Origin of the sequence: Actinomyces respiraculi (assembly GCF_014595995.2) — a bacterium.
Classification (GTDB): domain Bacteria; phylum Actinomycetota; class Actinomycetes; order Actinomycetales; family Actinomycetaceae; genus Actinomyces; species Actinomyces respiraculi.
The window spans coordinates 1,930,274-1,956,451 of the sequence record NZ_CP063989.1; the positions used below are offsets into that span (position 1 = coordinate 1,930,274).

At 71.0% G+C, this 26,178-nt stretch carries 25 protein-coding genes and 1 pseudogene; 4 read left to right on the forward strand and 22 right to left on the reverse strand.

Going from position 1 to position 26,178, the window contains the following annotated elements:
• Positions 1–47 precede the first annotated feature (47 nt).
• The 8 genes and pseudogenes from ID810_RS08020 to leuC all read right to left on the reverse strand — a co-directional run bounded on the left by ID810_RS08020 (position 48) and on the right by leuC (position 7,951).
• Entirely contained in the window at positions 48–1,577 is a 1,530-nt protein-coding gene (locus tag ID810_RS08020; protein ID WP_166856837.1) for a sulfatase family protein, read from the reverse strand.
• Positions 1,578–1,710: 133 nt separating this feature from the next.
• Positions 1,711–2,730, reverse strand: a complete 1,020-nt coding sequence (locus ID810_RS08025; protein WP_166856835.1) for an aliphatic sulfonate ABC transporter substrate-binding protein — start codon at positions 2,728–2,730, stop codon at positions 1,711–1,713.
• Positions 2,731–2,810: 80 nt separating this feature from the next.
• Positions 2,811–3,617, reverse strand: a complete 807-nt coding sequence (locus ID810_RS08030) for an ABC transporter ATP-binding protein (protein WP_166856833.1) — start codon at positions 3,615–3,617, stop codon at positions 2,811–2,813.
• Complete coding sequence (locus tag ID810_RS08035) at positions 3,617–4,441, reverse strand: ABC transporter permease (RefSeq protein ID WP_188232600.1); 825 nt, start codon at positions 4,439–4,441, stop codon at positions 3,617–3,619. Before ID810_RS08035 ends, ID810_RS08030 begins: the two co-directional genes overlap by 1 nt.
• Positions 4,442–4,469: 28 nt before the next feature.
• The gene (locus ID810_RS08040) at positions 4,470–5,447 is read right to left on the reverse strand and encodes an ROK family protein (protein ID WP_235931512.1); all 978 of its coding nucleotides are present in this window, start codon (positions 5,445–5,447) and stop codon (positions 4,470–4,472) included.
• Between the two features lie 21 nt (positions 5,448–5,468).
• Positions 5,469–5,660: pseudogene (locus tag ID810_RS12840) on the reverse strand (MarR family transcriptional regulator); the annotation flags it as partial.
• Between the two features lie 163 nt (positions 5,661–5,823).
• Positions 5,824–6,510 carry a 3-isopropylmalate dehydratase small subunit gene (leuD, locus tag ID810_RS08045; protein ID WP_166856829.1) on the reverse strand — a complete coding sequence of 229 codons (687 nt, stop codon included), beginning with the start codon at positions 6,508–6,510 and terminating at the stop codon, positions 5,824–5,826.
• A gap of 19 nt (positions 6,511–6,529) precedes the next feature.
• Positions 6,530–7,951, reverse strand: a complete 1,422-nt coding sequence (leuC, locus tag ID810_RS08050; RefSeq protein WP_166856827.1) for a 3-isopropylmalate dehydratase large subunit — start codon at positions 7,949–7,951, stop codon at positions 6,530–6,532.
• Between the two features lie 88 nt (positions 7,952–8,039).
• Between leuC and ID810_RS08055 the strand changes: the two genes are divergently transcribed.
• Positions 8,040–8,780 carry an IclR family transcriptional regulator gene (locus ID810_RS08055; protein WP_166856825.1) on the forward strand — a complete coding sequence of 247 codons (741 nt, stop codon included), beginning with the start codon at positions 8,040–8,042 and terminating at the stop codon, positions 8,778–8,780.
• On the forward strand, positions 8,780–9,919 hold the full coding sequence (locus ID810_RS08060; RefSeq protein ID WP_166856823.1) for a glycosyltransferase family 4 protein: 1,140 nt from the start codon (positions 8,780–8,782) through the stop codon (positions 9,917–9,919). The genes ID810_RS08055 and ID810_RS08060 overlap by 1 nt, the downstream gene beginning before the upstream one ends.
• A 25-nt stretch (positions 9,920–9,944) precedes the next feature.
• Here ID810_RS08060 and nrdR read toward each other — a convergent pair whose 3' ends face one another.
• Positions 9,945–10,430, reverse strand: a complete 486-nt coding sequence (gene nrdR / locus ID810_RS08065; RefSeq protein WP_166856822.1) for a transcriptional regulator NrdR — start codon at positions 10,428–10,430, stop codon at positions 9,945–9,947.
• 168 nt (positions 10,431–10,598) lie between these two features.
• Positions 10,599–11,375: a LysM peptidoglycan-binding domain-containing protein gene (locus tag ID810_RS12485; RefSeq protein ID WP_243856627.1), complete on the reverse strand. Its 777-nt coding sequence runs from the start codon at positions 11,373–11,375 to the stop codon at positions 10,599–10,601.
• 229 nt (positions 11,376–11,604) lie between these two features.
• Between ID810_RS12485 and lexA the strand changes: the two genes are divergently transcribed.
• Positions 11,605–12,396, forward strand: a complete 792-nt coding sequence (lexA, locus tag ID810_RS08075) for a transcriptional repressor LexA (protein WP_166856821.1) — start codon at positions 11,605–11,607, stop codon at positions 12,394–12,396.
• A gap of 118 nt (positions 12,397–12,514) precedes the next feature.
• Here the strand turns inward: lexA and ID810_RS08080 are convergent, their stop codons facing one another.
• From ID810_RS08080 to hflX, 3 genes are all read right to left on the reverse strand, one after another.
• Entirely contained in the window at positions 12,515–13,519 is a 1,005-nt protein-coding gene (locus ID810_RS08080; protein ID WP_166856820.1) for an L-lactate dehydrogenase, read from the reverse strand.
• Positions 13,520–13,625: 106 nt separating this feature from the next.
• Positions 13,626–15,620: an ATP-dependent DNA helicase gene (locus ID810_RS08085; protein ID WP_483396376.1), complete on the reverse strand. Its 1,995-nt coding sequence runs from the start codon at positions 15,618–15,620 to the stop codon at positions 13,626–13,628.
• A 7-nt stretch (positions 15,621–15,627) separates the two neighbouring features.
• On the reverse strand, positions 15,628–17,223 hold the full coding sequence (gene hflX / locus ID810_RS08090) for a GTPase HflX (protein WP_166856817.1): 1,596 nt from the start codon (positions 17,221–17,223) through the stop codon (positions 15,628–15,630).
• 77 nt (positions 17,224–17,300) lie between these two features.
• Here hflX and ID810_RS08095 point away from each other — a divergent pair, with 77 nt between their 5' ends.
• Positions 17,301–17,909, forward strand: a complete 609-nt coding sequence (locus ID810_RS08095) for a class I SAM-dependent methyltransferase (protein WP_166856815.1) — start codon at positions 17,301–17,303, stop codon at positions 17,907–17,909.
• Positions 17,910–17,942: 33 nt separating this feature from the next.
• On the opposite strand, the gene ID810_RS08100 is transcribed toward ID810_RS08095, so the two are convergent.
• The 9 genes from ID810_RS08100 to ID810_RS08140 all read right to left on the reverse strand — a co-directional run bounded on the left by ID810_RS08100 (position 17,943) and on the right by ID810_RS08140 (position 26,178).
• Positions 17,943–19,463, reverse strand: a complete 1,521-nt coding sequence (locus ID810_RS08100) for an MFS transporter (protein ID WP_243856625.1) — start codon at positions 19,461–19,463, stop codon at positions 17,943–17,945.
• A 26-nt stretch (positions 19,464–19,489) separates the two neighbouring features.
• The gene (brnQ, locus tag ID810_RS08105; RefSeq protein ID WP_279586940.1) at positions 19,490–20,878 is read right to left on the reverse strand and encodes a branched-chain amino acid transport system II carrier protein; all 1,389 of its coding nucleotides are present in this window, start codon (positions 20,876–20,878) and stop codon (positions 19,490–19,492) included.
• A gap of 54 nt (positions 20,879–20,932) precedes the next feature.
• Complete coding sequence (locus ID810_RS08110; RefSeq protein WP_166856813.1) at positions 20,933–21,880, reverse strand: diaminopimelate epimerase; 948 nt, start codon at positions 21,878–21,880, stop codon at positions 20,933–20,935.
• A 10-nt stretch (positions 21,881–21,890) separates the two neighbouring features.
• Complete coding sequence (gene miaA / locus ID810_RS08115) at positions 21,891–22,907, reverse strand: tRNA (adenosine(37)-N6)-dimethylallyltransferase MiaA (protein WP_166856811.1); 1,017 nt, start codon at positions 22,905–22,907, stop codon at positions 21,891–21,893.
• Positions 22,904–23,491 (reverse strand): type III secretion system chaperone family protein, encoded by a 588-nt coding sequence (locus tag ID810_RS08120; protein ID WP_166856809.1) that lies wholly within the window; start codon positions 23,489–23,491, stop codon positions 22,904–22,906. Before ID810_RS08120 ends, miaA begins: the two co-directional genes overlap by 4 nt.
• Entirely contained in the window at positions 23,488–23,964 is a 477-nt protein-coding gene (locus ID810_RS08125; RefSeq protein WP_166856807.1) for a YbjN domain-containing protein, read from the reverse strand. The genes ID810_RS08120 and ID810_RS08125 overlap by 4 nt, the downstream gene beginning before the upstream one ends.
• Before the next feature lie 61 nt (positions 23,965–24,025).
• The gene (locus ID810_RS08130) at positions 24,026–24,814 is read right to left on the reverse strand and encodes a class I SAM-dependent methyltransferase (protein ID WP_166856805.1); all 789 of its coding nucleotides are present in this window, start codon (positions 24,812–24,814) and stop codon (positions 24,026–24,028) included.
• A 21-nt stretch (positions 24,815–24,835) separates the two neighbouring features.
• On the reverse strand, positions 24,836–25,423 hold the full coding sequence (locus ID810_RS08135) for an FMN-binding protein (protein WP_188232599.1): 588 nt from the start codon (positions 25,421–25,423) through the stop codon (positions 24,836–24,838).
• Positions 25,420–26,178, reverse strand: coding sequence for an ABC transporter ATP-binding protein (locus tag ID810_RS08140; protein WP_166856803.1), 759 nt, complete (start codon positions 26,176–26,178; stop codon positions 25,420–25,422). Before ID810_RS08140 ends, ID810_RS08135 begins: the two co-directional genes overlap by 4 nt.

The window sequence follows — 26,178 nt, forward strand, 5'->3', positions numbered from 1 at the left end:
CCTGCTCATGGAGCCCGCTTCGTGGCGTGTCCGGGTGGTCGTGCGCATCAGCTCGTGACCACGTCGTCCAGGTCGGAGCGTGCGGTCTTGGACAGGGGCACATCGACGTCGGTCATGGCGACCATCCACTTGGCGAAGGAGTGGTCCCCACGCTCACGCAGCTGGCGGTAGAGCTCGGTCGCCAGCTCGCGGCGCACCTGGTCGTAGGCCGGCGAGGTGTACACATTCGTCATCTCGCTGGGGTCGTGGCGCAGGTCGTAGAGCTCGTTGATTGACTCCGGTGAGACCACGAGCTTGTAGTCGCGGGTGCGCAGCATCCGCTGCTGGAGGGGGAAGTGGTGCCCGTGGAACTCGCAGACGATGTCCTGGCGCCAGTCACTCGCCTCCTGGCCCCGGGTCAGGTCGAGGATTGAGCGCCCGTCGCGCACCAGGGCGGGGTCCAGCCGGGCGATCTCCATGACCGTGGCCGGCAGGTCGATGAGCGAGACGAAGGCGTCTGAGCGCCCGACGGTCGAGACCCCGGGGACGCGGGCGATGAAGGGCACGTTGTAGATGTCGTCATACATCGCCGGCCCCTTGTCATTCATCCGGTGCGCACCGGTGAACTCGCCGTGATCGGCGGTGAAGAACACCGCCGTGTCCTCCAGCACCCCCAGCTCGCGGGCCACGTCCAGGATCCGGCCGATCTCGAAGTCGATCATCGCCACATATCCCCAGTAGACGGCGATGAGCTTCTTCCACTGCTCGTTGGTGAAGGACGAGGTGGACCAGTAGGTGGCGTAATTGGACTGGATGGGGGGCTTGCCGATGAGCGAGTCGCCGAAGCTCTCGGGCAGCTCGACGACGTCGGGGTCAATGAGGTCGAACCACTCATCGGGCAGGAAGTAGGGCAGGTGGGGCCCGAAGAAGTGCACGTCAAGACAGAACGGGCGCTCCTGCTCCTTCCACTGCTGCGCGTATTGGCGCAGCCGTGCGATTGCCCGGTCTGCGAGGAAGCGTTCGAAGGTCGCCTCCTCGGGCTGGTCCAGGCGCGCGGCGATGATATGGCCCGGCCGCCCCCCAGGCAGCGTTCCCCGCCACAGGTCGTGTGCCTTCACCGGAGGCAGGTCGTTGTCCTTGAGCCAGGCGACGTACTCCTCATTCGCCACCGGGTTCTCTGCCCCCCAGAAGGTGTCGTCATCCGCCCCGAAGGCGCCGGGCAGGTTGGCACCACAGTGGTACTTGCCCACGATCCCGACGTTGTAGCCGTGGTCCGCGAGCTCACGGGTGTAGGTCCACGTCCCCAACGGGATCGCGGTCTGGTAGGCGATGTTCCACTCCGGGTTCGCCAGGACCTGGTGGCGGATCGGCAGAGTCCCGGTCATGAGAGACGCCCGGGCGGGCGTGCAGATCGCCGTCGGAGTGAAGGCGTGAGTGAAGGCAAAGCCCTCTTGGCCGAGCTCATCAAGCACCGGGGTCCGCGCGTACGGATTGCCCAGGCACCCGATCGTGTCCACGCGGTGCTGATCAGTCATCAGCACCAACACATTACGCACGTTGTCAGGAATCTCTGTCGGCCTTTGTTCCACGGAACCCATCAGTCTGTCTCCCATCCATCATCACGAAACGTTGAAGATCACTGGCGGCGCGCCTAAGGATCGTGGCGCGCACGCCATCGGAGCCGGCCGGAGGTCGCGGCAGCGCGATCTCCGGCCGGCAGCGGGCACAGGGCTACTTCGTGCCGCCCTCGCCGGCCTGGGTGAAGAACTCCGAGGCGTACCACTGCGAGGCGTCCGCGGGATCCGTCAGCTTCTCCGCCTTGACATAGAACTCTGCCAGCGCGTTGAGCCAGGTGACGATAGTGCCGTCGTCAGTCAGCTCCTGCAACTGTGCGGAGTCGTAGTAGTTGGCGTAGTCGGCGTCCGACTTGAGCGTGGCCGGGTCCGCCTTGATCAGCGCCGCGGTGAGCTCAATGGTCTTGTCCTGGTTGCGCGCACGGAAATCAATAGCCTCACGCAGCACCTTTGCCATCTTCAGCGCCGTGTCATCGTCGATGTCGGTACGCATGACGGAGGCGGAGGGGAAGGCCATCGTGTCCTTGAAGTCCTCGTCCTTGGCCAGCTCGACGAGGTCGGGCACCTGCTCCTTGATCGTGCCCAGCAGCGGGTACCAGATCCCGGCGGCGTCGATCTGCCCGGCTGAGAAGGCTGAGACGACGGTGGTCGGGTCCATGGCGACCTTCTCGATGTCGTCCAGGGTCATACCCCCCTTCTCCAGTGCGAGCTGGAGAATCAGGTCGCCACTCGTACCCTCAGGGACACCGACCTTCTTGCCCGCGAGGTCCTTGATCGAGGTGATGCCGGGCTGTGCGATGACGCGGTCGGCGTTGGATGTCGAGTTGAGGCTGAGGACCATCGCCTTGCCGGAGGCCGGCAGCCACATCGCCCCCGAGCCGATGTAGCCGAAGTCCAGGTCCTTCGTCCCCAGCGCCTGGATCTGCAGGGGCCCGTTGGTGAAGGTGGACAGCTCGGCCTCCAGCCCGTGCGTGCTCCACAGGTCCTGGTCGTTGGCGATGGCCATGAGGGAGGCGCCGTTGTAGTCGGCGATGTAGCCGACCTTGATCTTGGTGGCCTCAGTGCCGGCGGCGGATTGGACGTCCTCGTCCTCGCCGCACGCGGCGATTGTCGTGGCACCTGTGACCAGGGCTGCCAGGCCGAGGGCGTGTCTGCGGGAGAATGTCGTCGTTGACATGAGGGATTCCTTCGGTTGTTCGAGTGGGTGGGTGGTGTGGTTGTGAGGTGGCGGTGTGGTTATGAGGGTGTGGCCGGCCTTCAGTCCTGGTGGTAGACGGCGTGCCACACCTGGTTGCGCAAGGCCGCGAACTGCGGTGACATGCGCACCTCGTCATTGCGTGGGTAGGGAAGATCGACGTTGATGATCTGCTGGATCCGTCCGGGACGGGCCGCCATCACAACCACCCGGTTCGCCAGGAAGACCGCCTCATCGACGTCGTGGGTGATGAACACGACGGTGCGCCGGTCCTGGCTCCAGGTCTCCAGCAGCTGCTCCTGCAGACGTACCCGGGTCAACGCGTCGAGCGCCCCGAATGGCTCGTCCATGAGCAGGATCGAGGGGTTGACCGCGTAGGCGCGGGCGATGGCACAGCGCTGCTTCATACCGCCGGACAGCATCTTGGGAAGTGCGTCCGCGAACTGCCCGAGCCCGACCAGGTCGATGAAGTGCTCGGCGATGCGGCGGCGCTCCGCCTTGTCCTTCACCGTGTTCTTCAGGCCGAACTCGACATTCTTGCGGACCGTCAGCCAGGGGAAGAGGGCGTACTGCTGAAAGATCATTCCCCGCTCTGGTCCGGGCCCGCGCACCTGACGGCCATCGACCAGCGCCCGCCCCGAGGTGGGACGGTCAAGGCCGACAAGGATGTTCATGAGGGTGGACTTGCCGCATCCCGAGGGACCGACCACCGTGACGAACTCGTTCTCGCTCACGCACAGGTCCACTCCGTCAAGGGCGACGAAGGGCTCGGCCCCACCGATGTCAAAGGTCTTGCGAACCTGCTCGACCTGGATCTTGGCGGCGCTCACGTCCTGGCTGACGCTCGTGTGAGCCTGCTCTGTCTTCATCAACGACGCTCCTGCCAGCCGGTGAGCTTGTGCTCGATCAGAAGGAGGGTGCGGTCCATGACCAGACCAAGCACCCCGATGGCGACCAGCGAGACGAAGATCGTCGGCAGGTCGTAGTACACCTGCGCCTGCTGCATCCGGTACCCCAGTCCTTGCTGGGCAGCGATGAGCTCGGCAGCAACCACGGTCGCCCAGGCCGCGCCCAGGCCCACTCGCATCCCGACGAGGATGAATGGGGTTGAGGCCGGCACGACCACTTTGAGGAAGATGCGACCGTCTCCAGCGCCCAGCACCCTGGCTGCGTTGATGAGGGTGTTGTCGACGCTGATCACGCCCTGGTAGGTCGACACGACGCATGACAGGAAGGCGGCCAGGAAGATGACGAAGATCTTCGGCTGCTCCCCGATGCCCATGAGGACGATGGCGAGCGGGATGATCGCCAGCGGAGGGACGGTACGGAAGAACTGCACCCAGGGCTCGATCATCCCGCGGGCGAACCAGTACCAGCCCATGAGGAAGCCGGCGGGGATCGCGAGCAGCGTGCCCAAGGAGAATCCTGTCAGGACACGGGTCAGGGAGGCCCCCAGGTCAGACAGGAACGTTCCGTCCTCCCACAGGAGGGCGAAGGCGCGGAGCGTCTCGGGCGGCGTCGGCAGGCGGAACCCGCTGACTGACAGCACCCACCACAGCCCGACACCACCCACGACCGAGACGATGTTGAGGGCCCACATCTGGCGTCGACGGCGCAGGGCCTGGCGCTGATCGGCGGAGAGCCGACGTGGGGGGCGTCTGGTGAAAGGGGCCAGTAATGACGTCGTTGTCATGTTACCTCCGGGTTGGTTGAGGCACGGGTCAGTTCACTGACCTGTCCGGTATCAAGATGGGGTAGCGCAGCCGGGTGGCGCTCATCGCCATCAGCGCCGCTCCCAACGCGCCGGCGTCCTCGCCCAGGCGCGCGTGCACGGTCCGCGGGAGGACCTGGTTGACCGGGAGCAGCTCCAGCCCGACCTGGTCACGCACCACGTCAACAAGGTGGGGCAGGGCAGACACCACGGTGCCCGCGAGGACAATGCGTGCCGGGTCGATCAGCACACAGACTCTTCCCAGTACCTTGCCCAGGGCCTGGCCGGCCTCGGTCACGGCCTCGACCGCCACGCGCCGGCCCTGGTGGTAGGCCTGCGCGACGTCCTCAATGCCTGCGACCTGCGCCCCGCCCTGGCGACAGCGTCGAATGATCGCGCTCGCCGAGGCCACGGTCTCCAGGCAACCGCGTTTGCCGCACCGGCACCTAACGCCGTCGGCCTCGACCGTCAGGTGGCCGATCTCGCCGCCGAATCCGGACTGACCGGTGACAAGCTGGCCGTTGCACACCAGGGCCCCACCGATACCGTCCGAGACCCTGGCATAGATCTGGTTCTCCGGCTGGGCCTCCGTCTGCCAGAGCATCTCCGCAAGGCCGGCGAGGCGGACGTTGTTGTCCACGGACACCGCAGCGCGGTAGCGCTGCCCCACCTGTGCGGCAACCTCGCGGATCAGTTCGAGCGCGCCCTCTTGGCCACGCGTGATGAGATCCTCGCCCCGCATGACCGCGGATGAGGGGAAACCGATCCCGACGCCGGAGACGGCGACCTCTGACGGCGTCTCCCGGGCCAGCACCTCAGAGGCGATCGCGAAGCGGTCGGACCAGGTGGTTTCTCCCGTGTAGGAGCGACACGCCTGTGCACGTACCTGGTTGTCCCCCTGCACGAGCACCACGTGCACGCTGCCGTGACTGAACTCGATACCAAGCCAGGTGCGCTGTGCGTCCTCGACAACGCGGATCAGCTCCACCGGACGACCCCGGCCTGTGCGAGCGGCCGAGCAGCGCTCAACCTCTCCCTCGGCCATGAGCTCGTTGACGATCGAGCTGATCGTCGACCTTGACAGCCCCGTGGCCTCTTGCAGATCCCGGCGTGAGGCCGCGCCCTGCAGGCGCAGGGCGCGAATCACGGCATCCCGGTGCAACTGGCGGGTGGCCGACCTCACAACCTTGGAAGGTGGCATGGAGGGAATCTACATCCCGCACCTTCTTTACGTCAAGAGTTCCGACAGAATAACGAAACTATTTTGTCGCTGGAACCGTCGGCCGACGCCGGGTGGCGCGCGCTCCTCGGTTCTCAGTGGCACTCAGTGCTAGTCAGGGCTAGTCAGTGTTGACCAGTGCTGATCAGTCCTGGGCGGGACGGATGAAGGGGTAGCCCAGGGCCACGGGCATGTCCTCGCTGCGGGCGGGGACGACCTCCTCCTTGGGCAGCGTGCGCGCCGGCAGGGTGCGCGGCTTGTGGCCGGGGCGCGAGGCCTCAAAGGCGGAGATCTCATCCTCGTGCTTGAGGGTCAGGGAGATGTCGTCAAGCCCCTCCATGAGGCACCAGCGCACGTAGTCGTCGATCTGGAAGGTCGTGCGGAAGGAGCCGGCCTCGACGGTGCGCTGCTCGAGGTCCACCGTGATCTCGCTGCCCGGATCGGTCTCGAGGATCTTCCACAGCTGCTCGGTGTCCTCCTGGCTGATGACACCGGTGACCAGGCCCTGCTTGCCGGAGTTGCCGCGGAAGATGTCGGCGAAGCGCGGGGCGAGGACCACCTTGAAGCCATAGTCCTTCAGGGCCCACACGGCGTGCTCACGCGAGGAGCCGGTGCCGAAGTCGGGGCCGGCGACAAGCACGGAGGCGCGCGCGTAGGCCTCCTGGTTGAGAATGAAGTCGGCCTCGGAGGCGCGCCAGCCGGCGAAGAGGGCGTCGTCAAAACCGGTGCGGGTGATGCGCTTGAGGTAGACGGCGGGGATGATCTGGTCGGTGTCGACGGCGCTGCGGCGCAGGGGGGCGCCGATGCCGGTGTGACGGATGAACGTGTCCATGGGGTCTCCTTCGTCCGGCTCAGGCGACGGGCTCGAGGGTCGGCAGGTCCGCGGGGGTGGACAGGGTGCCGCGCACGGCGGTGGCGGCGGCGACGACGGGCGAGACGAGGTGGGTGCGTCCCCCCTTGCCCTGGCGCCCCTCGAAGTTGCGGTTCGAGGTGGAGGCGGAGCGCTCGCCGGGCTGCAGCTGGTCCGGGTTCATACCCAGGCACATGGAGCAGCCGGCGTTTCGCCACTCGGCGCCGAAGTCCTTGAAGACCTGGTCGAGGCCCTCAGCCTCGGCCTGCAGGCGCACGCGGGCGGAGGCGGGCACGACGAGCATGCGCACACCCTCAGCCTTGGTGCGTCCGCGCAGGACGTCGGCGGCGGCGCGCAGGTCCTCGATGCGGCCGTTGGTGCACGAGCCGAGGAAGACGGTGTCGACGTGGATGTCGCGCAGCGGGGTGCCGGGGCGCAGGTCCATGTACTCGATGGCGCGCTCGGCGGCCCGGCGCTCGGTGGCGTCGGCGATCTGCTCGGGGTCGGGCACGGCAGCGGAGATCGGCAGGCCCTGGCCGGGGTTGGTGCCCCAGGTGACGAAGGGCTCAATGTCCTTGGCCTCGAGGACGACCTCGGTGTCGAAGACGGCGTCGTCGTCGGTGCGCAGGGAGCGCCAGTACTCGACGGCGGCGTCCCAGTCCTCGCCCTCGGGGGCGTGGGGGCGGCCCTTGAGGTAGGCGAAGGTGGTCTCGTCGGGGGCGATCATGCCTGCGCGGGCGCCGCCCTCGATACTCATGTTGCAGATCGTCATGCGGGCCTCCATCGACAGCTGCTCGATGGCCTTGCCGCGGTACTCGATGACGTGACCCTGGCCGCCGTTGGTGCCGATCTTGGCGATGATCGCCAGGATGATGTCCTTGGCACCGCTGCCGGCGGGCAGGTCGCCCTCGATGCGCACGCTCATGGTCTTGAAGGGCGCCATCTGGAGGGTCTGGGTGGCCAGGACGTGCTCGACCTGGCTGGTGCCGATACCGAAGGCCAGGGCACCGAAGGCGCCGTGCGTGGAGGTGTGGGAGTCGCCGCAGACGACGGTCATGCCCGGCTGGGTGACGCCGAGCTGGGGGCCGACCTGGTGGACGATGCCCTGATCGGCGTCGCCCAGGGAGTGCAGGCGCACGCCGAACTCGGCGCAGTTGGCGCGCAGGGTCTCGATCTGGGTGCGGCTGGTGGGGTCCGCGATGGGGCGGTCGATGTCCAGCGTCGGGGTGTTGTGGTCCTCGGTGGCCAGGGTGAGGTCGGGGCGGCGGACCTTCCGGCCGGCCAGGCGCAGGCCCTCGAAGGCCTGGGGGCTGGTGACCTCGTGGACGAGGTGGAGGTCGATGTAGAGCAGGTCGGGGGCGCCGTCGACGCCCGCAGACACGATGTGGTCGCGCCACACCTTCTCGGCGAGGGTCATTCCCATCGCTTCTTGCCTCCTGAGATGAACGGATGTCGGAAAACATGACCGACGCTACTTGATGTCTCACCCCTCGGGATGGCAGTATCAGAGTATGGACGCATCATGTGAGAGCGAGAGCAGCAGCGGGGTCGGCGTCATCGACAAGGCCGCCCTCGTCATGAGCGCGCTCGAGGCAGGACCGGCCACACTCGCCCAACTGGTCTCCTCCACCCACCTCGCACGCCCCACGGCACACCGCATCGCCGTCGCCCTCGAGTACCACCGCCTCGTCTCGCGCGACTCCCAGGGCCGCTTCGTCCTGGGACCGCGGCTCAACGAGCTTGCCGCCGCCGCCGGCGAGGACCACCTGCTCGCCGCCGCGGGCCCCGTGCTCGCCGCGCTGCGCGACAAGACCCACGAGTCCGCCCAGCTCTACCGCCGTCAGGGCGACGTGCGCGTATGCGTCGCCAACGCCGAGCGCCCCATCGGCCTGCGCGACTCCATCCCCGTGGGCGCCACCATGTCCATGCTCGGCGGCTCCGGCGCCCAGGTGCTCCTGGCCTGGGAGGAGCCCGACCGCCTCCACCGCGGCCTGGCGGGCGCCCGTTTCAACGCCACCATGCTCTCGGCGGTCCGACGGCGCGGCTGGGCCCAGTCCGTGGGCGAGCGCGAGCCCGGCGTCGCCTCCGTCTCCGCCCCCGTGCGCGGCGCCGGCGGCAAGGTCATCGCCGCGATCTCCATCTCCGGACCGATCGACCGCATGGGCCGCCAGCCCGGCCGCACCCACGGCCCGGTCGTCATGGCCGCCGCCAGGCGCCTGTCGGAGGTCCTGCGCTCCAACGAGGAGGGCTGATGCGCCGCACCCTGCTCGTCACCAACGACTTCCCGCCCGTCGTGGGCGGCATCCAGTCCTACCTGGACGACTACACGCGGAGGCTGCCCGCCGAGGACCTCGTCGTCCTGGCCTCCACTCCCCCGGCCGGCGCCCAGGCCGCCGCCGAGCACGACGCCCCCCTGCCCTTCGCCGTGCACCGCGCACCCACGCAGGTGCTGCTGCCCACGCCCGACACGCGCAAGCGCATGACCCGGCTCATCCACGACGAGCGCATTGAGACGGTCTGGTTCGGCGCCGCCGCGCCCTTGGGGCTGCTCGGTGGCGCCGCCCACCGGGCCGGCGCCAGCCGTGTCATCGCGACGACCCACGGCCACGAGGTCGGCTGGTCGATGCTGCCCGGCTCACGCCAGGCACTCAAGCGGGTCTTGAGCGAGGCCGACGTCGTGTCCTACATCTCCGACTACACACTGGGCCGCCTGCGCCCCTTCATGGCCCCGGACCAGCAGGTGCTGCGCCTGCCCAGCGGCATCGACGTCGAGCGGTTCCGCCCCGACCCGCGGGCACGGCGGGCCCTGCGCGAGCGCTACCACCTGGGTGAGTCGCCGACGGTCGTGTGCGTCTCACGACTCGTGGTCCGCAAGGGCCAGGACTCGCTCATCCAGGCCTGGCCCAAGGTGGTCGAGCAGGTGCCGGACGCCCAGCTCGTCATCGTCGGCTGGGGCTCCTACGCCAAGCGCCTGGCGCTGCTCAAGCGCGCCTCCCCGGTGCGCGACTCGATCATCCTCACCGGTGCGGTGGACGCCGAGGAGCTGCCCGGCCACGTGGCGATGGGCGACGTCTTCGCGATGCCCTGCCGCACACGCGGACGAGGGCTCGACGTCGAGGGGCTGGGAATCGTCTTCCTCGAGGCCTCCGCCTGTGGGCTACCGGTCATCGCTGGAACCTCGGGCGGGGCGCCGGAGACGGTGGTCGAGGGGGTGACGGGCAATGTCGTGGACGGTCTGGACGAGGACGCGCTCGTCGACGCTCTGGTCACCCAGTTGTCGGACGCCGTGCTGCGAGAGCGCATGGGGCGCGCCGGCAGGCGCCTGATGCAGGAGCAGTGGACGTGGCCGAGCCTGGTGGAGTCCCTGGTCTCAGCCATCAACGCCCGCTGAAAAGGCTGAAGGACCTGTCAGGCCCTCAGCCCTCGTCAGCCGCGGCAGGCGCCTCGGCTCGCCCGGTGTTGCGCTCACGCAGCTCGGCGATGGCCGCCTCGAAGTCCTCAAGGGTGTTGAAGCCGGAGTAGACGGAGGCGAAGCGCAGGTAGGCGATCTCGTCGAGCTCGCTGAGGGGCCTGAGGATCGCCAGGCCGATCTCGTGGGAGTCGACGATGGCCTGGCCGGTGGAGCGCACGACCTCCTCAACCTTGTGCGCAAGCAGGGCCAGGTCGTCGTCGGAGACGGGGCGGCCCTGGCAGGCGCGGCGCACGCCGACGACGACCTTGGCGCGCGAGAAGGGCTCAATGGCGCCCGAGCGCTTGCGCACCGACAGGGAGGCGGTCTCGGTGGTGGTGAAGCGGCGCCCGCACTGGGGGCACTCGCGGCGTCGACGGATGGATAGCCCGTCCTCGGAGGTGCGCGAGTCGACCACGCGCGAGCCATCGTTGCGGCAGAACGGGCAGTGCACGCGGGGGACCTCCGAATCATCACAGCAGCTGCAATGGTTCGGAGAGTAGGGCCCCGCGTCAGGCAGTGGCAAGCCGCTTGCGGCCCGCGCCCCTTCCCGCGCCCCTTCCCGGGACTCGTCCGGGACCGTGGCCCGGAGGCGGAACCGACCCGGCGCAGGGGGCCGGCGTCAGCCTGCGGGGACGATGAGGGTCTGACCGGCCTGGAGGGTGGAGCTCGTGAGGTTGTTGAGCTCGACGATCTGGGCGGCCGTCTCAGCGACGTCGGAGGAGCCGGTGGCGGCGGCCAGGTCCCAGATGGACTGTCCCGGCTGGACGGTGGTGACCGCCGTGTGCTCGGGAGCGACGTTGAAACCGGAGGCGACGACGGCTGCTGCGGCGATGAGGACGACGGCAAGCACGCAGGCGACCGCCAGACCCAGGCGGCGCAGCGCTGCCGGAACCTCCGGGCGCGTGGCGGCCATGGGGCGCGGCTGCCGCTGGACACGGGCGCCCCGGGAGACGGCGGCCTGCTCGCGGCGGGCCCGGGCCGCGCGCACGGCGGGGTGGGCAGGCGCAAGGTCGTCCAGACCATGACGCGTCCCGGACACGTCACGGGGCGACGGGGTGGAGCGGGCCAGCTCCTCAGCGCTGAGACGGGACGTGCGGCCCGCGACTGCGGGCCGGCGGGGACGACGGGTGAGCTCGAGGGGCAGGGCGCGAAGGTCGCCGTCGGCATCGGCAGCGCTGCTCTCCTGCACGACCAGGCGCAGATGCCCTCTATACAGGCGCCCGCTGCGCACCTGCCTCACGGTCTCCCCCGGCCCAGCGGTCTGCGGGGCAGCGGCCTGCGCAGCAGAGGTCTCACCGCCGGGCAGGGCCGTCAGACGTACGGCCGCGGCCTCCTGCGCGGAAGCCGCCGAGACGGCACGCAGACGGGGCGAGGGCGGGATGGCGAGAGCGCTCATGAGATCCTCCTGAAACACGTGTTCGACGAACACCTGTTCGATACAATAACAACCCACGGGCGACACGTCCAGCGTTTCATCGAACACATGTTTGAACGAGAGACGCTGGCCCCGTAGACTTGATGTGTCGAGGTCACCACGCGCCACTGACACGAATTCCGGCTCGAAACGCCGGGCCGCGCCCAGTCCCGCGTCAGACGGCCGACGACACCACCACAGGAGGACAGGTATGAGCACCAGCAGCCGGCACAACGCGCAGGCCGACCCCGTGCACGAGACGCTGCACTCCCTGGACCCGCGCGCCCGCGCCGTCTACGACGCCGTGCGCGAGGCGGTCACCGCCCATGGCTATCCCCCCTCGATGCGCGAGATCGGCACCCAGGTGGGCTTGACCAGCCCCTCCTCCGTCAAGCACCAGCTCGACAAGCTCGTCAGGCTCGGCCTCGTGCGGCGTGACCCCCGGCTGCCCCGTGCCCTGGAGGTCATCGTCCCCGAGGAGCCGCCCACCGACACGTCCGCCGACAACTCCCCCGCCCCGTCCGGGGCGCGGGTCACCGCTCCGGCCTCCCGCCAGGCGCCGCCCGAGGAGACTGAGCAGCCGGCGCTGCCGGTACTGCCCGGGGTCGGCGAGGGCGAGGCGGTGGCGGTGCCGCTGGTCGGCCGTATCGCGGCAGGCTCCCCGATCCTGGCGGAGCAGGAGGTCGAGGACGTCATGGCCCTGCCCCGGCGCCTGACCGGCGATGGCGAGCTCTTCATGCTTCAGGTGCACGGCGACTCGATGATCGACGCCGCGATCTGCGACGGTGACTGGGTGGTCGTGCGCGCCCAGGCGGACGCCTCCAACGGCGAGATCGTCGCCGCCATGGTCGAGGACGTCGACGGCGCCAGCGCCACCGTCAAGGTACTCTCTCGCCGCGACGGCCACCAGTGGCTCCTGCCCCGCAACCCCGACTACGCCCCGATCCCCGGCGACCAGGCCACGATCATGGGCAAGGTCGTCACAGTCCTGCGCGCGCTGTAGGGCAGTTACAGAGCAGCTACAGGGCACCTGCCGGGCGGGCCCGTCCGCCCATACTCATGGCGTGCGGCCCGCCCCCTGTCCGGGGAACGGGCCGCACGCCGTCGGAACAGGGCCGCGATCAGTAACCCAGGCCGCGGGCAACCTCACGCAGACGGGTCGCGGAGGCGGTGAGTGCGTCGCGCTCGTCCAGCGTCAGCGGCAGCTCCAGGCGCCTGCCGGCCCCCTCGCGCCCGACGATGGTGGGCACCGCCATGCACACGTCGGAGATCCCGTGCCAGTTGTCCAGCAGCGGCGAGATCGTCAGCACCCTCTGCTCGTCGTTGAGGACCGCGCCGATGATGCGCGAGACGGCCAGACCGACGGCGTAGTTCGTCGCCCCCTTGCCGTCGATGATCCGGTAGGCCGAGCGCACGACGTCGTGGGCGATGCGGTCACGCTTCTCCTGGTCGACGTAGCCGCCGTCGAGCGTCTTGCCCCACTGCGTGATCGGCACGCCACCGATCTGGGTGGAGGACCACAGTGGCACCTCGGAGTCGCCGTGCTCACCGGCGATGTAGCCATGGATGTTCTGCGTGGCGGTCCCGGTCTCCAGCGAGACGAGGTAGCGCATACGGGCGGTGTCCAGGACGGTGCCGGAGCCGAAGATCTGGTTGTCGGGCAGGCCGGTGATCTTCTTCGCGCAGTAGGTGACGACGTCCACCGGGTTGGCCACAAGCACGAAGATCGCACGGGGGGCGACCTCGACGAGCGTGGGCAGGATCTTCTCCATGATGCCCACCGTCGCACCGGCCAGATCGAGGCGGGACTGGCCGGGCTTCTGCTTGGCCCCGGCGGTGACGGCGATGACGTCCGCGTCACGGCAGATCTCGGGGTCGTCGGAGCCGGAGACGGAGCCGACGGAGGTGAACTGGATGCCCTGGGCGATGTCGAGGGCCTCGGCCTCGACCTTGTCCTTGGCGATGTCCTGCAGGACGATCTCACGGGCGACGCCCTTGGTCACGCAGGCGTAGGCGAGGGTGGAGCCGACGGCGCCGGCGCCGATGATGGCGACCTTCGAGGGGCGTCCGCCCCCTCCGGTCGGGTAGGAGCCCTGAGCAGAGTTGGTGATGGTGGACTCGAACACGACGTTCTTCCTCCCGGGGTCGTTCGGAACGGCAGGCGTTCGCCGCCTGTATCAAGGCTACGCCCCCTGCCCCGCCCCGCCAGGCCCTGTCATGACAGATCTCTGTTCATTCCTGCCCGGCCAGCCGCGCCAGGGCCCCGAGCACGACCCCACGATCGCGCGTGGGCCACAGGGGCGGCACCGAGCGGGCCAGGAGGGTGCCGTACCTGGCGGTCGACAGCCTCGGGTCGAGGATCGCCACGACGCCACGGTCCTCGCTGCGGCGCACGAGTCGCCCGGCCCCCTGGGCGAGCAGAAGGGCGGCGTGGGTGGCGGACACGCTCATGAAGCCGTTGCCTCCGGCCGCCTCGACCGCCTCGGAACGGGCCTGGGCGACGGGGTCGTCGGGCCTCGGGAAGGGGATGCGGTCGATGATGACGAGCCGACAGGTGCGTCCGGGCACGTCCACGCCCTGCCACAGGGACAGTGTGCCCACCAGGCAGGCGTCCTCCTCGGCGGCGAAGGCCTCGACGAGTGTCGGCAGCTGGTCGTCGCCCTGGGCGTAGACGGTCAGGTCCGTGGCCCGGCGCAGGAGCTCAGCCGCCTCCTCGGCGGCGCGGCGCGAGGAGAACAGCCCGAGCATGCCGCCGCGGCTGGCCTCGGTCAGGGCCAGAACCTCGTCGAGGGCGGCCTCGCTGATGCCGCTGCCCGGCCGGGGCAGGTGGGTGGGCGTGTAGAGAATGCCCTGGCGGGCGTAGTCGAAGGGGGTGCCGACGTCGAGGCCCTCCCAGGGCTCGTCCGCGAGGGTCAGGCCCAGGGCGCGGGCCATGGGTTCGAAGCTGCCGCCCAGGGACAGGGTGGCGGAGGTGAGCACGGCGGCCCGGTCGGCCAGGAGCGTGTCGGCGACCGATCCCGCGACGTCCACCGGCGCCAGGGTCAGGCGCGGCGGCTCGGCACCCATCCGGGGCCGCTCGACCCAGGCGACGTCACGGCGCGTGTCCACCGAGTCTGAGGTCATGCGCTCGACCGCCTCGACCAGGTCCGCCACGGCCGTGCGGGCCAGGGCCACTCCCCCGGCCTCAGCGGCCCCCTTGGCCTTGGCGGCCTCGCGGGTGTCGGTGAGCACCTGCCTGCCCGCGGCGTCGAGCGCGGCGAGGGCGGCGCGCAGGCCGGGTGGGACACCCTCGGCCAGGCGGCCGTCGGGCAGGTCGGCCAGGGCCAGCTGGAGGTGCTGGCCCGCCTCCTCCAGGTCGGCAACGAGCACCCCGGCCTGGGCGCGTGCGGTTGCGGCCACGCGCGCGACGGCGGCCGCGGACAGGGCGACCGTGCCCTGGGCGCGCACCCGGTCGGCCAGCTCGTGGGCCTCGTCGACGACGAGGACGCTGTGCTCGGGCAGGACATTCGGGTTGCCGGAGGCGGCCACGCCGAGCATCGCGTGATTGGTGACGACGACGTCGGCCTCAGCCGCGGCTGCGCGGGCCAGCTGGGGGAAGCACTCATCGACCAAGGGGCAGGAGGAGCCCAGGCACTCGGCCCGCGAGACGGACACCTGCGCCCAGGCACGGTCGGACACGCCCGGCACGAGATCGTCGCGGTCACCGGTGCTCGTCTGGCCGGCCCACTCGCGCAGGCGCACGACCTGCTCACCCACGCCGGTGGTGGCGGCGGAGCCGACGCGGCGTGTGGTGGCCTGGGAGGCGCTGAAGAGCGTGTCGGCCTCGTCCTCGGGGTAGCCGCCACCCACCCGGTGGCGGCACAGGTAGTTCTGCCAGCCTTTGAGCAGTCGCAACTCGGGGCGCAGCCCGGTGACCTGCTCGACGGCGTCGGCCGCCAGGGGCGCGTCCTTGGTGAGGATCTGGCGCTGGAGGGCGAGGGTGGCGGTGGACACGACGACCCGTTCACCGGCGGTGACGGCGTGCATCATGGTGGGCACGAGGTAGCCCAGTGACTTGCCCGTGCCGGTGCCCGCCTGGACGAGCAGGTGGTGGGAGTCCGCCACGGCCGCCGACACCCGCCGGACCATCTCGCGCTGGCCCTGGCGGGTACTGCCCCCGAGGCGGGTGACGGCGAGGTCGAGGGCCTCCTCGGCCGGGCTCTGACCCGGCTCGGTACTGCTGCTCACACCGGTCTCAGGAGCCGGAGCCGGCAGAGGCAGGACGTACGTCGGCGTCACGCAGCTCGGCGGCCAGGGGCGCGTCCACGAGGGCGCACAGGTGGGTGCCGTCCTCGACGTACTCGATCGTGTCGATCTGGCCGTCGGCGTGCACGCGCGAGACGAGGTCGCCGCGCGAGTAGGGCACGACGACGTCGACGGCGACGTCCGGGTGCGGGAGCATGTCCTCAATGCGTTGACGCAGCTCGTCGATGCCCTCACCGGTGTAGGCGGAGACGACGACCGCCTGGGGCAGGCGGGTGCGCAGGGCCGCCAGGGTCACGGCGTCGGCGAGATCCGCCTTGTTGAGAACGATGAGCTCGGGCACGTCCAGGGCGCCGGGGATGTCCTTGAGCACCTCGCGCACCGCCGCGATCTGGCTCAGCGGGTCCGGGTGGGCGGCGTCGACGACGTGGACGAGCACGTCCGCGCCGGCGACCTCCTCGAGGGTGGAGCGGAAGGCCTCGATGAGCTCGTGGGGCAGGTTGCGCACGAAGCCGACGGTGTCGGTGAGCGTGTAGACGCGCCCGTCGGCGGCCTCTGCGCGGCGCACGGTGGGGTCGAGGGTGGCGAAGAGGGCGTCCTGGACCATGAGGCCGGCGTCGGTCAGGCGGTTCATGAGCGAGGACTTGCCGGCGTTCGTGTAGCCGGCGATGGCCACCGAGGGAATGGGGCCGCGGCGGCGCGAGCCGCGCTTGACCTCTCGGGAGGGGGCCATGGCCTTGATCTCACGGCGGAGCTTGGCCATGCGGTCGCGGATGCGGCGGCGGTCGAGCTCGATCTTGGTCTCGCCGGGGCCGCGCGAGCCGATACCGGCACCCGCGGCGACGCGACCACCGGCCTGGCGGGACATGGACTCACCCCAGCCGCGCAGGCGCGGCAGAAGGTACTCGAGCTGGGCGAGCTCGACCTGGGCCTTGCCCTCACGAGACTTGGCGTGCTGGGCGAAGATGTCGAGGATGACGGCGGTGCGGTCGACGACCTTGACCTTGACGACGTCCTCCAGGGCGCGGCGCTGGGAGGGGGCGAGCTCGCCGTCGACGATGACGGTGTCCGCGCCGACGGCGGCGACCATCTCGGCCAGCTCCTGGGCCTTGCCGCTGCCGAGGTAGGTGGCGGGGTCGGGGTGGTCGCGCTTCTGGATGAGGGCGTCCATGACCTCAGAGCCGGCGGTCTCGGCCAGAGCGGCGAGCTCGGCCAGGCTCGTCTCGACGTCCTGGGCGTCAACGGCCTCCAGGGCGTGTGCTGCGCCCGGGACGGCGGAGGGACGGGCGGTGGGCAGCTCGAGGCCGACGAGGACGACCTTCTCGAGGCGGACCTGGCGGTACTCGACCTCACTGACGTCCTCGAGCTCGGTGGACAGGGAGGCGACGCGGCGGGTGCCGGCTCGGGCCTCACGCTCAAAGGCGCCGTCGTCGTCGGCGTCGCGGCGCTCGTGCTCGGCGGCGGTGGAGGCCAGGGCGGTGCCGTGGCGCGACAGGATCCGCGAGACGATGTCCTCGGCCGTCGGGGCGGCGGAGGGCTCGGTGGCTGGGGCGGCGGGGCTGTCGGGGCTCTGGGTGGTCTTCTTCATCCGAGTGCCGATGCTACTGCCCGGCCGTGTCCGCGTCAGCGGGTGGGGTCGCCCACCCCCACCGGTACGCTCAGGGCGTGAGCGAGCACTACTTCACCGCCTCCCCCGCCACCGGGGCCGCCGAGCGCACCCACGTCTTCACGATCCGTGGCCACGAGCACGAGGTGACGACGGCCTCGGGGGTGTTCTCCTCAGACCGGCTCGACAAGGGCACGCAGGTGCTGCTCAACCACGTGCCCCAGCCCCCCGCCCAGGGCACCTTCCTCGACCTGGGGTGCGGCTGGGGTCCGGTGACGCTCGCGCTGGCGGACGCCTCGCCCGAGGCGAGCGTGCTGGCCGTGGATGTCAACGAGCGCGCCCTGGACCTCACGGCCCGCAATGCCGCCGCTGCCGGGCACACCCGGGTGCGGGTGGCTGAGGCCGAGGCACTGGCCCGCCAGCTGCGCGACACGGGCGAGCGCCTGGACCTCATCTGGTCCAACCCTCCGGTGCGCGTGGGCAAGAAGGCTCTGCACGAGCTGCTGCTCACCTGGCTGCCCCTGCTGACGGACACGGGTGAGGCATGGCTGGTCGTCGGACGCAACCTGGGGGCGGACTCGCTGGCCACATGGCTGGTGGAGCAGGGCTGGGCGGTGGACAAGCACGCCTCGTCCAAGGGCTTCCGCGTCCTGCGTGTGAGCCGCTGAGCCAGATCCCACCGGGGTGGGCCTCGCGCCCGCTCAGTCGGTGCGGGTCTCGCGCCGGGCCCCCACGATGTCGACGACGGCGACGGCTCCGGCGACCAGCAGCGAGGCGATGATCGCCAGGACGCTGATGATGAGCGCGCGCTCCCATCCTGACGAGGCCGCCACGGTGAAGGCCAAGGAGGAGATGACCGCCACGCCCATGGCTGTGCCCAGGCGCTGGCCCGTCTGGAGCACGCCACCGGCGGTGCCCGCGTAGCGCAGGGGCACGTCCATGAGGCTGAGGGTCTGGTTCGGGCCGACGACGAGTGTCTGCCCGATGCCGACCAGGGTGAGGGTCAGGGCCAGGACCCACACGCCGTGCGAGTCGTCGATCTGTATCTCCACGGCCCACGCGCTCACGGCGAGGCCGACGATGACCACGCCGATGCCGGTCAGGACCATGGCTCTGCCCGCGCGCAGGACGTAGCGTCCCACGACCGGTGCGAGCACCGCCCCGATGAGGGCGGAGGGCAGGCCCACGATCCCGGTGGTGAGTGCGGAGCGTCCCAGGCCTTGCTGGATGTACTGAGCGACGACGATCCAGATGGAGGTCGTGCCGAAGAAGTGGACGGCGATGACGAGGCAGCCGCCTGAGAAGGAGCGTCGGCTGAACAGGCGCAGGTCCACCATGGGCTCGCGCCCGCGCGCGAGGTACCAACGCTCCCAGGCGGTCCAGGCCCCCAGGCAGGCGACGCCGCCGAGAGCGCTGGCCAGGCCGGAAGCCTCAGCCCCCAGGCTGACGAAGGGCAGCATGAGCAGCAGCATGGAGGTGGCCAGCAGGAGCATGCCGACGGGGTCGACGTCGGCGCGCAGGGGCCCTCCGCCGACCGGCTGCGCGCCCGTTCCCTGTAGGCCCGGTGTGCCCGGAGCTCCCGGTGCCTCCTGGGTGGACGCACCCCGCCACGTGCTGGCGGGCAGGACCTTCCAGGCGGCCAGGACGCCGGCCGCCGCAATGGGCGTGTTGACCGCGAAGCTCACCCGCCACCCGACGTCGTCCCCCAGCACCTGGAGCAGCACCCCGCTCATCACCGGACCCAGCGCGATGCTGACCCCGATGGCGGCCCCGAACCAGCCGAAGGCCCTGCCGCGCATCGGGCCCGGGAAGACCCGCTGGATCATGCCCGTCACCTGCGGGTTGAACAGGCCGGCGCCCACCCCCATGACGACGCGCGAGAGGTTGAGCAGGCTGATGGAGCCGGCCAGGGCGCAGCCAAGCGAGCCCAGGCCGAACAGCGTCAGGCCGATGACGAAGAGCCGGGCGCGTCCGAGCACGTCCCCGGCGCGCCCCGCGGCGACGAGCAGGACGCCGAAAACGAGGGAGTAGCCGGCGATGACCCACTGCAGGCCGGAGGCGGAGGCCCCCAGCGACTCCTGGATGACGGTGAGCAGGACGTTGACGCTGGAGACGGAGAGCAGGGAGGCGAAGGCGGGGATGAGCAGGACGGCGAGCACGGCCTTCTGCTCGGGGCTCATCGCCTCGCGTGAGTCCGAGTGCGGGTGCGGCGTCCTTGTCATGCGGTCCCTCCCCCTGGTCGGCGGGCTCAGCGCTGGGTCTGCCCGGTCACGATCCGCTCGACCCGGGCGGTGGTGCCCGAGTCGTCGCTGGCGGGGGTGGACCAGCGGCCGCGGTAGACGTCCTGGGCGAGGGCCACCAGGCCGACGGCGAGGGTGGGCAGGATCCAGCCGGTCGAGTCGTTCCACACTCCGCTGTGGCTCAGCAGCTCGCTCGGCACCCTCCAGCCGACCTCGGACAGGGCCGAGACGAGGCCGAGGGCGAGGGCGCAGGCCACGGGCCAGGTGTAGACCGAGCGCAGGTGCCCGGGGGCGAGCGCGTCCACGAGGGTGACCACGACCAGGGTGATGGTGACCGGGTAGAGCAGGAGGGTCAGGGGCGAGATGACTGCGAGGATCGTGCTCAGGCCGAGGTTGGCGAGCATGAGGGAGACGGCGGCTGCGACCAGCAGGTGGGGGCGGTAGCTGCTGGCTCGCCAGGCGGTGGAGGCGTAGCCGGCCCAGGAGGACAGCAGGCCCACCGAGGTGGTCAGGCACGCGAGCAGGACGATGCCGGCGAAGATGACGACGCCGACGCTGCCCAGGCCTGTGGCGGAGGCGGTGCGCAGCAGGGCGGTGCCGTCGGAGGCGTCGGGTCCCGGCGTGCGCGCGCCCACGAGAGCCAGCCCGGTGTACACGGCGGCCAGCAGGACGGCGGCGACGACGCCGGAGAGCGTGGCCGAGCGGGCGACCTGTCCGACGGTGGTGCGGCCCTGCTGACGCAGTGAGGTGATGACAACGATGCCGAAGACGGTCGCGGCGAGCACGTCCATCGTGAGGTAGCCCCGGGTCAGGCCCGTCGTCAGGGGCGCGGCGGCGTACTCGCCCAGGGCCTGGCGTCCCGTGCCCGCTCCGCTCGCGTGCCCGGGCAGGAAGGTGACGGCGAAGAGCACCGTCAGCAGGCCGAGCAGGGCGGGGGTCAGGACCTTGCCGATCCGGTCGGCGAGGCGGGCCGGGCTCAGGGCCACCCAGACGGTCAGGGCGAAGAAGGCGAGGCTGTGCAGTGCCAGCGCCCAGCGTCCCGGTCCGATGCCGATGAGGCCGAGAATCGGGCGGGTGGCGAGCTCGTAGGAGACGGTGGCCACGCGCGGCACGCCGTAGAGGGGGCCGATCGACAGGTAGACGGCCAGCGGCATGAGCGTGCCGAAGCGGGGGCCGACGCGGTGCGCCAGGCCGAGCACGCCCTCACCGGAGGTGCACACGGCGATGACGGCGAGCAGGGGCAGGAGCACGCCGGTGACGATGAACCCGGTGAGCACGAGGGGCAGGTGCTCGCCGGAGGAGGCGCCGAGTGCGGGCGGGAAGATGAGGTTGCCGGCCCCGAAGAAGAGGGCGAAGAGCATGAGTCCCGTCGTCACAGGGTCGCGCAGGACGGTCACCGCCGTCGTGGCGGAGGCTGCCGTGGCGGAAGTGGGGGTTGGGGCTCTCACGGATCAGGCTCCCAGGGTTGCGCGGCCGGTGAGGACCGCCTGGACGATGAGCAGAACGGTGGCGTGCGGGGCCCACGGGTCGGCTCCGACGTGCACGCCCGCCCGTCCCCCGGGCACCTCGATGACGTAGTGCTCGGGGGCATCCGGTCCGAGCCACTCGTGTAGGGCGACGGCGACGGCGCAGCAGCCGCCGGCGCTGGAGGGCCGCTCCCCCACCCCGGGGAGCAGGACGCGGGCGCGGGCCTGGGCCGCCCCGGCACCGTCAGCACCGTCGTCGGTGAGGACAACGAGATCGAGGGCGGTGGGGGCCTGCGGGGCCGGGACGCAGTCGGGGGTCTCGGCGAGCAGGGCGGCGTCGAGCTCACTCTCGTCGGCGAGGGCGACGACGGTGTGGGGCTGCGCCTGAGACAGGCTCACGCTCAGGGCCGCGCGCTCCCCCTCAAGCCCGGGCACGGCGACCACCGTGTCCCAGCCCTCGGTGTCGACGTCGGCGAGGGCGTCGGCGGGCCTCACGAGGGCCGCGGGCCCCATGTCGACGGTCCACAGGCCGTCGGTGCGGGTCAGGGTGCGGGCCCCCTCGCGGGTGCCGATGGTCAGGGGGGCGTCGTCGGCGATGAGTCCCCCGGCGAGCAACGCCTCGGCCATGACGGCGGCGGCCAGACCGTCGGCGCCCAGCGGCGTGCCGGTGCGGTCGTAGGCGTCGAGGAACCACTCGGCGCCGGGCGCGGCCGCCAGCAGCGCGCCCGTGCCGCTGAGGGCGCTCGTGTGCGCCGCGCGCACGAGGACGTCGGCACCCAGGCCCGTGCGGCGGTCGCAGGCGGCGGCGACGTCGGCGGCCGTAAGGCTGACCTCGAGCTCCGGGTCGACGAGGAGCAAGACGTCGCTTTCAAGGGCGTGCCCCTTGAGCAGCGCGCGTCCGTCGAGCCCGGTGGCGGGCGGGGTCTCAGTCATGGGGCTCAGCCTAGGCGAGCACGCCCGTGCCGCCCGACCGGGGCCGGGCGTCAGCCTGCTCACGCTCATGCACGAGGCGCACGGCCAGGGAGGTGACGCGTTCTCGCTCGCCCTCGCGCCAGGCGCCGTCGGGAGTCAGGGCGACGTCGAGCCAGGTGACGCGCGGGTCGCGGCGGAACCACTTGACCTGGCGGGAGGCGAGCTTGCGGGTCGCGGCGGCGGCGGCCTCGGCGGCCTCGGGCACGCTCATCGTGCCGTCCAGGACGGCCAGCGCCTGGGCGTAGCCAATGGCGCGCGGCGCCGTACTGCCCTCACGCAGTCCCTGGGCGATCAGCGCCTCGGTCTCCTCGACCAGCCCGGCGGCGAACATGCGCCGGGCCCGCTGGTCGATGCGCGCGTTGAGGGCCTGACGCTCGGGCCTGAGCGCCAGGTGGACGGTGGGCACGAAGTCCTCGTAGTGGGGCAGGGTCGCGGAGAAGGGACGGCCCGTGACGGCCTGCACCTCCAGGGCGCGCACGACCCGGCGGGTGTTGGCGGCCTCGATGCGCTCGGCACTGGCGGGGTCGGCCTCACGCAGCTCCTCCCACAGGCGGCGTCCCCCCTCTGCCTCGGCGCGGGCCTCGAGGGCGGCGCGCACGGCGGGGTCGGTGCCCGGGAACTCCAGGGCGTCGGTGACGGCACGCACGTACAGGCCCGAGCCGCCCACGATGACGGCCCGCACCCCCCGGGCGGCGATGGCCGCAAGGTCACTGCGGGCGGCGGCCTGGTAGGCGGCGACGGACGCCTCGTCGCGCACGGAGAGCACGTCGAGCTGGTGGTGTGGGATGCCGCGCCGCTCGGTGACGCTGAGCTTGGCGGTACCGATGTCCATGCCGCGGTAGAGCTGGGAGGCGTCGGCGTTGAGTACCTCGGCGGGGGCGGGGCTGGAAGGGGCCTCCCCCAGGGCGGCGATGAGGTCGAGGGCGAGGTCGGACTTGCCGGTCGCCGTCGGACCGACGACGGCCACCCGCAGCGGGGCGCGGCTCACAGCTCGGGCAGGAGCGGTCCCACGTGGGACAGCGCCTGGGTGCAGGCGGACAGCGCCGTGTCCAGGTGCAGCCGCAGCTGCTCGGAGGTGACGCCGCTGGTGAGGTCCACGAGGTAGGTGGCGCGCACGACCGTGCCCACGGGGGTCTCGACAAGGCAGACGGTCGGGTAGTACTTCTCGCGGTTCCAGTCGTTGACGCTGGCGGCGACCTCGTCGCGCTCGCCGGGGCTCACGGGCTCCTCGGCATCGCCGGAGACCAGGAGCCAGCCGGGGTGCTCCTCGGGCTCCTCGATGACGAAGGGGAAGCCGTCCCAGGTGCCGAGCAGGCAGGCGTGATCCTCCTCCTCGTGGCGCCGGACGCCGTAACCCATGGGCCCAGTGATCATGCGCTCGATGCGCTCGAGGGTCAGGGGGCTGGTGGCCTCGCCGGTGGGCGCTTCGGGGGCGGGGCGCGGTCCCGGAGCAGCGGGGGCGTGCGGGGCCTCGGCAGTGGGGGCGGCCTGCCCCGGGGTGGTGGCCACGCCCAGCAGGCGGGCGATGAGGCCGCGCAGGCTCCTGCGGCGGCCGCTCAGGTGGTTGCTCACGGCTCGAGGTCTCCTCGCAGCGGGTCCGGGAAGGTCTCCTCGGCCTCACGCATGAGGGCGACGATGAGGCGGCAGCTGATGAAGATGAACTGCTCGAGCTGGGAGTCCGTCATGCCGGCGCCCAGGGGGTAGGTGATCTCACCGTGCAGGCGCACGACGCCGCCGTCGGCCACCGTGAGGTAGGCCTTGGGGCCGATGCGGGTGGCGTTCCACTCCTCGACGAGGCGGCGCAGCTCCACCAGGTGCTCGGTGTCCGCGATACGGTGCCACACGCCCCGCAGCTGGATCGTGCGGGTGTCCTGGATGATGACGTGGACGGTGACGTAGCGCCAGGGGATGCCGACGTCGCCCTCGTCGTCGATGAAGAACCTCAGGCCCTGCTCACGCACGCGGTCGCGCACGCGCGCGACATCGACCGGCGCGGGCACGGCCGGTGCGGGGACCCCAGCGTCTGTGGGGGCGTGAGTGGGCATGGCCCCCAGCCTACCGACACCGGCCACGGCACTGAGCACCACCCGGCCGGCCCCCGTGCCTTCAGGACTGGGAGGCGAGCACGAGCACGGCACGGCTGGGCAGGTGGAGCAGCCCGTCGGGCGCCACCGCCTCCGCTGCGCGCTCACGGTAGCGGCGGGCGGCAGCCCGCTGAACCTGCGGCTCCTGGGCGAGGAAGGTCTGCCCCACCGTCGCCACCCCTCCGGCGACCCCCGCCCACAGGTCCTCGGGGCTCACCGACCAGGTCCAGGTCACCTCTTGGGCGGTGAGGACCTCGAGGTCTGCCTCGGTGGCCAGAGCCGCCAGCCCCTGGGGCGTGCGGGGGAAGTCCAGGTGCTCGGGCAGGCGCGTGCTCGCGACTGGGACCACTCCCGCGTCGGTGAAGGCGCCGCCGACCAGCGGGTTCCAGCCGGCGCCCGCGGCGGGCCAGATCGTCATGGCGACCCGGGCGCCGGGGGCGGCGACGCGGGCGAGCTCGCGCACGCAGGCGCGCGGATCTTCCACGTGGTTGATGACGAAGTTCGCGCACACGGCCCCGTACGCGCCATTCGGGTAGGGCAGGTCCGGCAGGGCGGCGACGTCCAGGCATGCCTGCGAGTCCTCGCCGATCCGCTCGCGGGTCATGGCCACCATGGCCGGATCGGGGTCGAGAGCCGTGACCCGGTGGCCGCGTCGCAGTGCCTGGGCGGCGAGCTCACCCGTGCCGCAGCCGACGTCGAGCAGTGGACCGGCGGCACCGGCCACGGCGTCCACCATCATCGTGACGGTTCCTGCGCACAGGGTGGCGAAGGAGACCCGGTAGGCCTCCTCGACGCCGGTCCAGTCCTTCATGAGGGCATCCTCTCAAGGATGTCAGCCGGAGGTGGTCTGCCCAGTGGTCTCAGCCGACCCGGCCGCCTGGCCCGACTCAGCCGCCTGGGCGGCCTGGGCGGCGATGGCGTCAATGGCCTCGTTGAAGGCGTCGGAGGTCTTGGAGGCCCCGGCCAGGGCGGTGACATGGGCCTGCTCAACGCTGCGGCCCACGACCTCGCCGGCGATCTCGTTGACGAAGTCCTGCATGTAGTCCTTCGACCGCTCGGCGAAGGGGTGGCCGACAACCTCAACCTCGCTGACCACGCCGTCGGCGAGGGTGACGGTGACGTCAATGGAGTCCTGCTCGACGAGGTTGTCGAGGACGCCGTAGGTCTGGGTCGAGGTGTACTCACCGTCGGCGTAGGGCCCCCCGGTGGGGGCTGCGGCGGGCTCGGGCGCCCGGCTCGGGGTCCTGGTGGGGTCGGCGGCCTCACGGGTCTGGGCGCGCCCGGCGTACTCGTCACCGGTGATGGTGACCTCCTCACCGGCGGCGCACCCGGCCAGGAGGGTTCCGGCGGCGAGCAGGGCGCCGGCGGCGGCACCCGCAGGGCGCAGAACCGTGACGGTCGTGGCGGCACGCGCGCTCATGCGGTCTCCTCCTTACCGGCACCGGCGAAGTCGAGCATGTCGCGTGTGCGTCGCCGCTCGGCGCCGTCGTTCATCTTCTCCCCCACCAGGCGCCCGTGGTTGAGCAGGACCTGGCGCTCACCGCAGGAGGCGACGTGGGCGTCGTGGGTGACGACGATGAGGGTCGTGCCTTGGGCGTGCAGGCGCTGGAAGATGTCGAGGACCAGCTGCTCGTTGGCCTCGTCGAGGTTGCCGGTGGGCTCGTCAGCCAGGACGATCTCGGGGTGGTTGATGAGGGCGCGGGCGATGCACACGCGCTGCTGCTCACCACCGGAGAGCTGGGAGGGCAGGTGGTGGGCGCGCTCAGCCAGGCCGACCTTGTCCAGGGCCTCCATGGCCTCCTTCTCATCGGTCATGGAGTGGTAGTACTGGGCGACCATGACGTTCTCGACGGCGGTCAGGTGCGGCACGAGGTGGAACTGCTGGAAGACGAGCCCGATGACGTTCTTGCGGATGTCGGTCAGCTGGGCGGCATTGAGGCGGCCGAGCTCGCGCCCGTCGAGGAGCACCGAGCCCTTCGAGGCGGTGTCCATGCAGCCGATGATGTTCATGAGCGTCGTCTTACCCGAGCCGGAGGAACCGACGAGGGAGAGCCACTGGCCGCGCGGCACGTCGAGGCTGACGTCGTCAACGGCGTGCAGGTCCCCGTAGATCTTGGACACGTGCCGCAGCTGGAGCAGGGGCCGGTCCTGAGGCTCGGTGGTGGTGTCAGTCAT

Excerpts from the sequence above, each read along its gene's own strand:
- ID810_RS08130 (WP_166856805.1), bottom strand. The coding sequence starts at position 24,814 with ATGAAGGACTGGACCGGCGTCGAGGAGGCCTACCGGGTCTCCTTCGCC.
- ID810_RS08125 (WP_166856807.1), bottom strand. The coding sequence starts at position 23,964 with ATGCCCACTCACGCCCCCACAGACGCTGGGGTCCCCGCACCGGCCGTG.
- ID810_RS12485 (WP_243856627.1), bottom strand. The coding sequence starts at position 11,375 with ATGAGCGCTCTCGCCATCCCGCCCTCGCCCCGTCTGCGTGCCGTCTCG.
- ID810_RS08035 (WP_188232600.1), bottom strand. The coding sequence starts at position 4,441 with ATGACAACGACGTCATTACTGGCCCCTTTCACCAGACGCCCCCCACGT.
- ID810_RS08135 (WP_188232599.1), bottom strand. The coding sequence starts at position 25,423 with ATGAGCGCGCGTGCCGCCACGACCGTCACGGTTCTGCGCCCTGCGGGT.
- ID810_RS08100 (WP_243856625.1), bottom strand. The coding sequence starts at position 19,463 with ATGACAAGGACGCCGCACCCGCACTCGGACTCACGCGAGGCGATGAGC.
- ID810_RS08110 (WP_166856813.1), bottom strand. The coding sequence starts at position 21,880 with ATGACTGAGACCCCGCCCGCCACCGGGCTCGACGGACGCGCGCTGCTC.
- ID810_RS08020 (WP_166856837.1), bottom strand. The coding sequence starts at position 1,577 with ATGGGTTCCGTGGAACAAAGGCCGACAGAGATTCCTGACAACGTGCGT.
- ID810_RS08140 (WP_166856803.1), bottom strand. The coding sequence starts at position 26,178 with ATGACTGACACCACCACCGAGCCTCAGGACCGGCCCCTGCTCCAGCTG.
- leuC (WP_166856827.1), bottom strand. The coding sequence starts at position 7,951 with ATGGGAATGACCCTCGCCGAGAAGGTGTGGCGCGACCACATCGTGTCT.
- leuD (WP_166856829.1), bottom strand. The coding sequence starts at position 6,510 with ATGGACACGTTCATCCGTCACACCGGCATCGGCGCCCCCCTGCGCCGC.
- hflX (WP_166856817.1), bottom strand. The coding sequence starts at position 17,223 with ATGAAGAAGACCACCCAGAGCCCCGACAGCCCCGCCGCCCCAGCCACC.
- ID810_RS08025 (WP_166856835.1), bottom strand. The coding sequence starts at position 2,730 with ATGTCAACGACGACATTCTCCCGCAGACACGCCCTCGGCCTGGCAGCC.
- ID810_RS08060 (WP_166856823.1), top strand. The coding sequence starts at position 8,780 with ATGCGCCGCACCCTGCTCGTCACCAACGACTTCCCGCCCGTCGTGGGC.
- lexA (WP_166856821.1), top strand. The coding sequence starts at position 11,605 with ATGAGCACCAGCAGCCGGCACAACGCGCAGGCCGACCCCGTGCACGAG.
- ID810_RS08055 (WP_166856825.1), top strand. The coding sequence starts at position 8,040 with ATGGACGCATCATGTGAGAGCGAGAGCAGCAGCGGGGTCGGCGTCATC.
- ID810_RS08030 (WP_166856833.1), bottom strand. The coding sequence starts at position 3,617 with ATGAAGACAGAGCAGGCTCACACGAGCGTCAGCCAGGACGTGAGCGCC.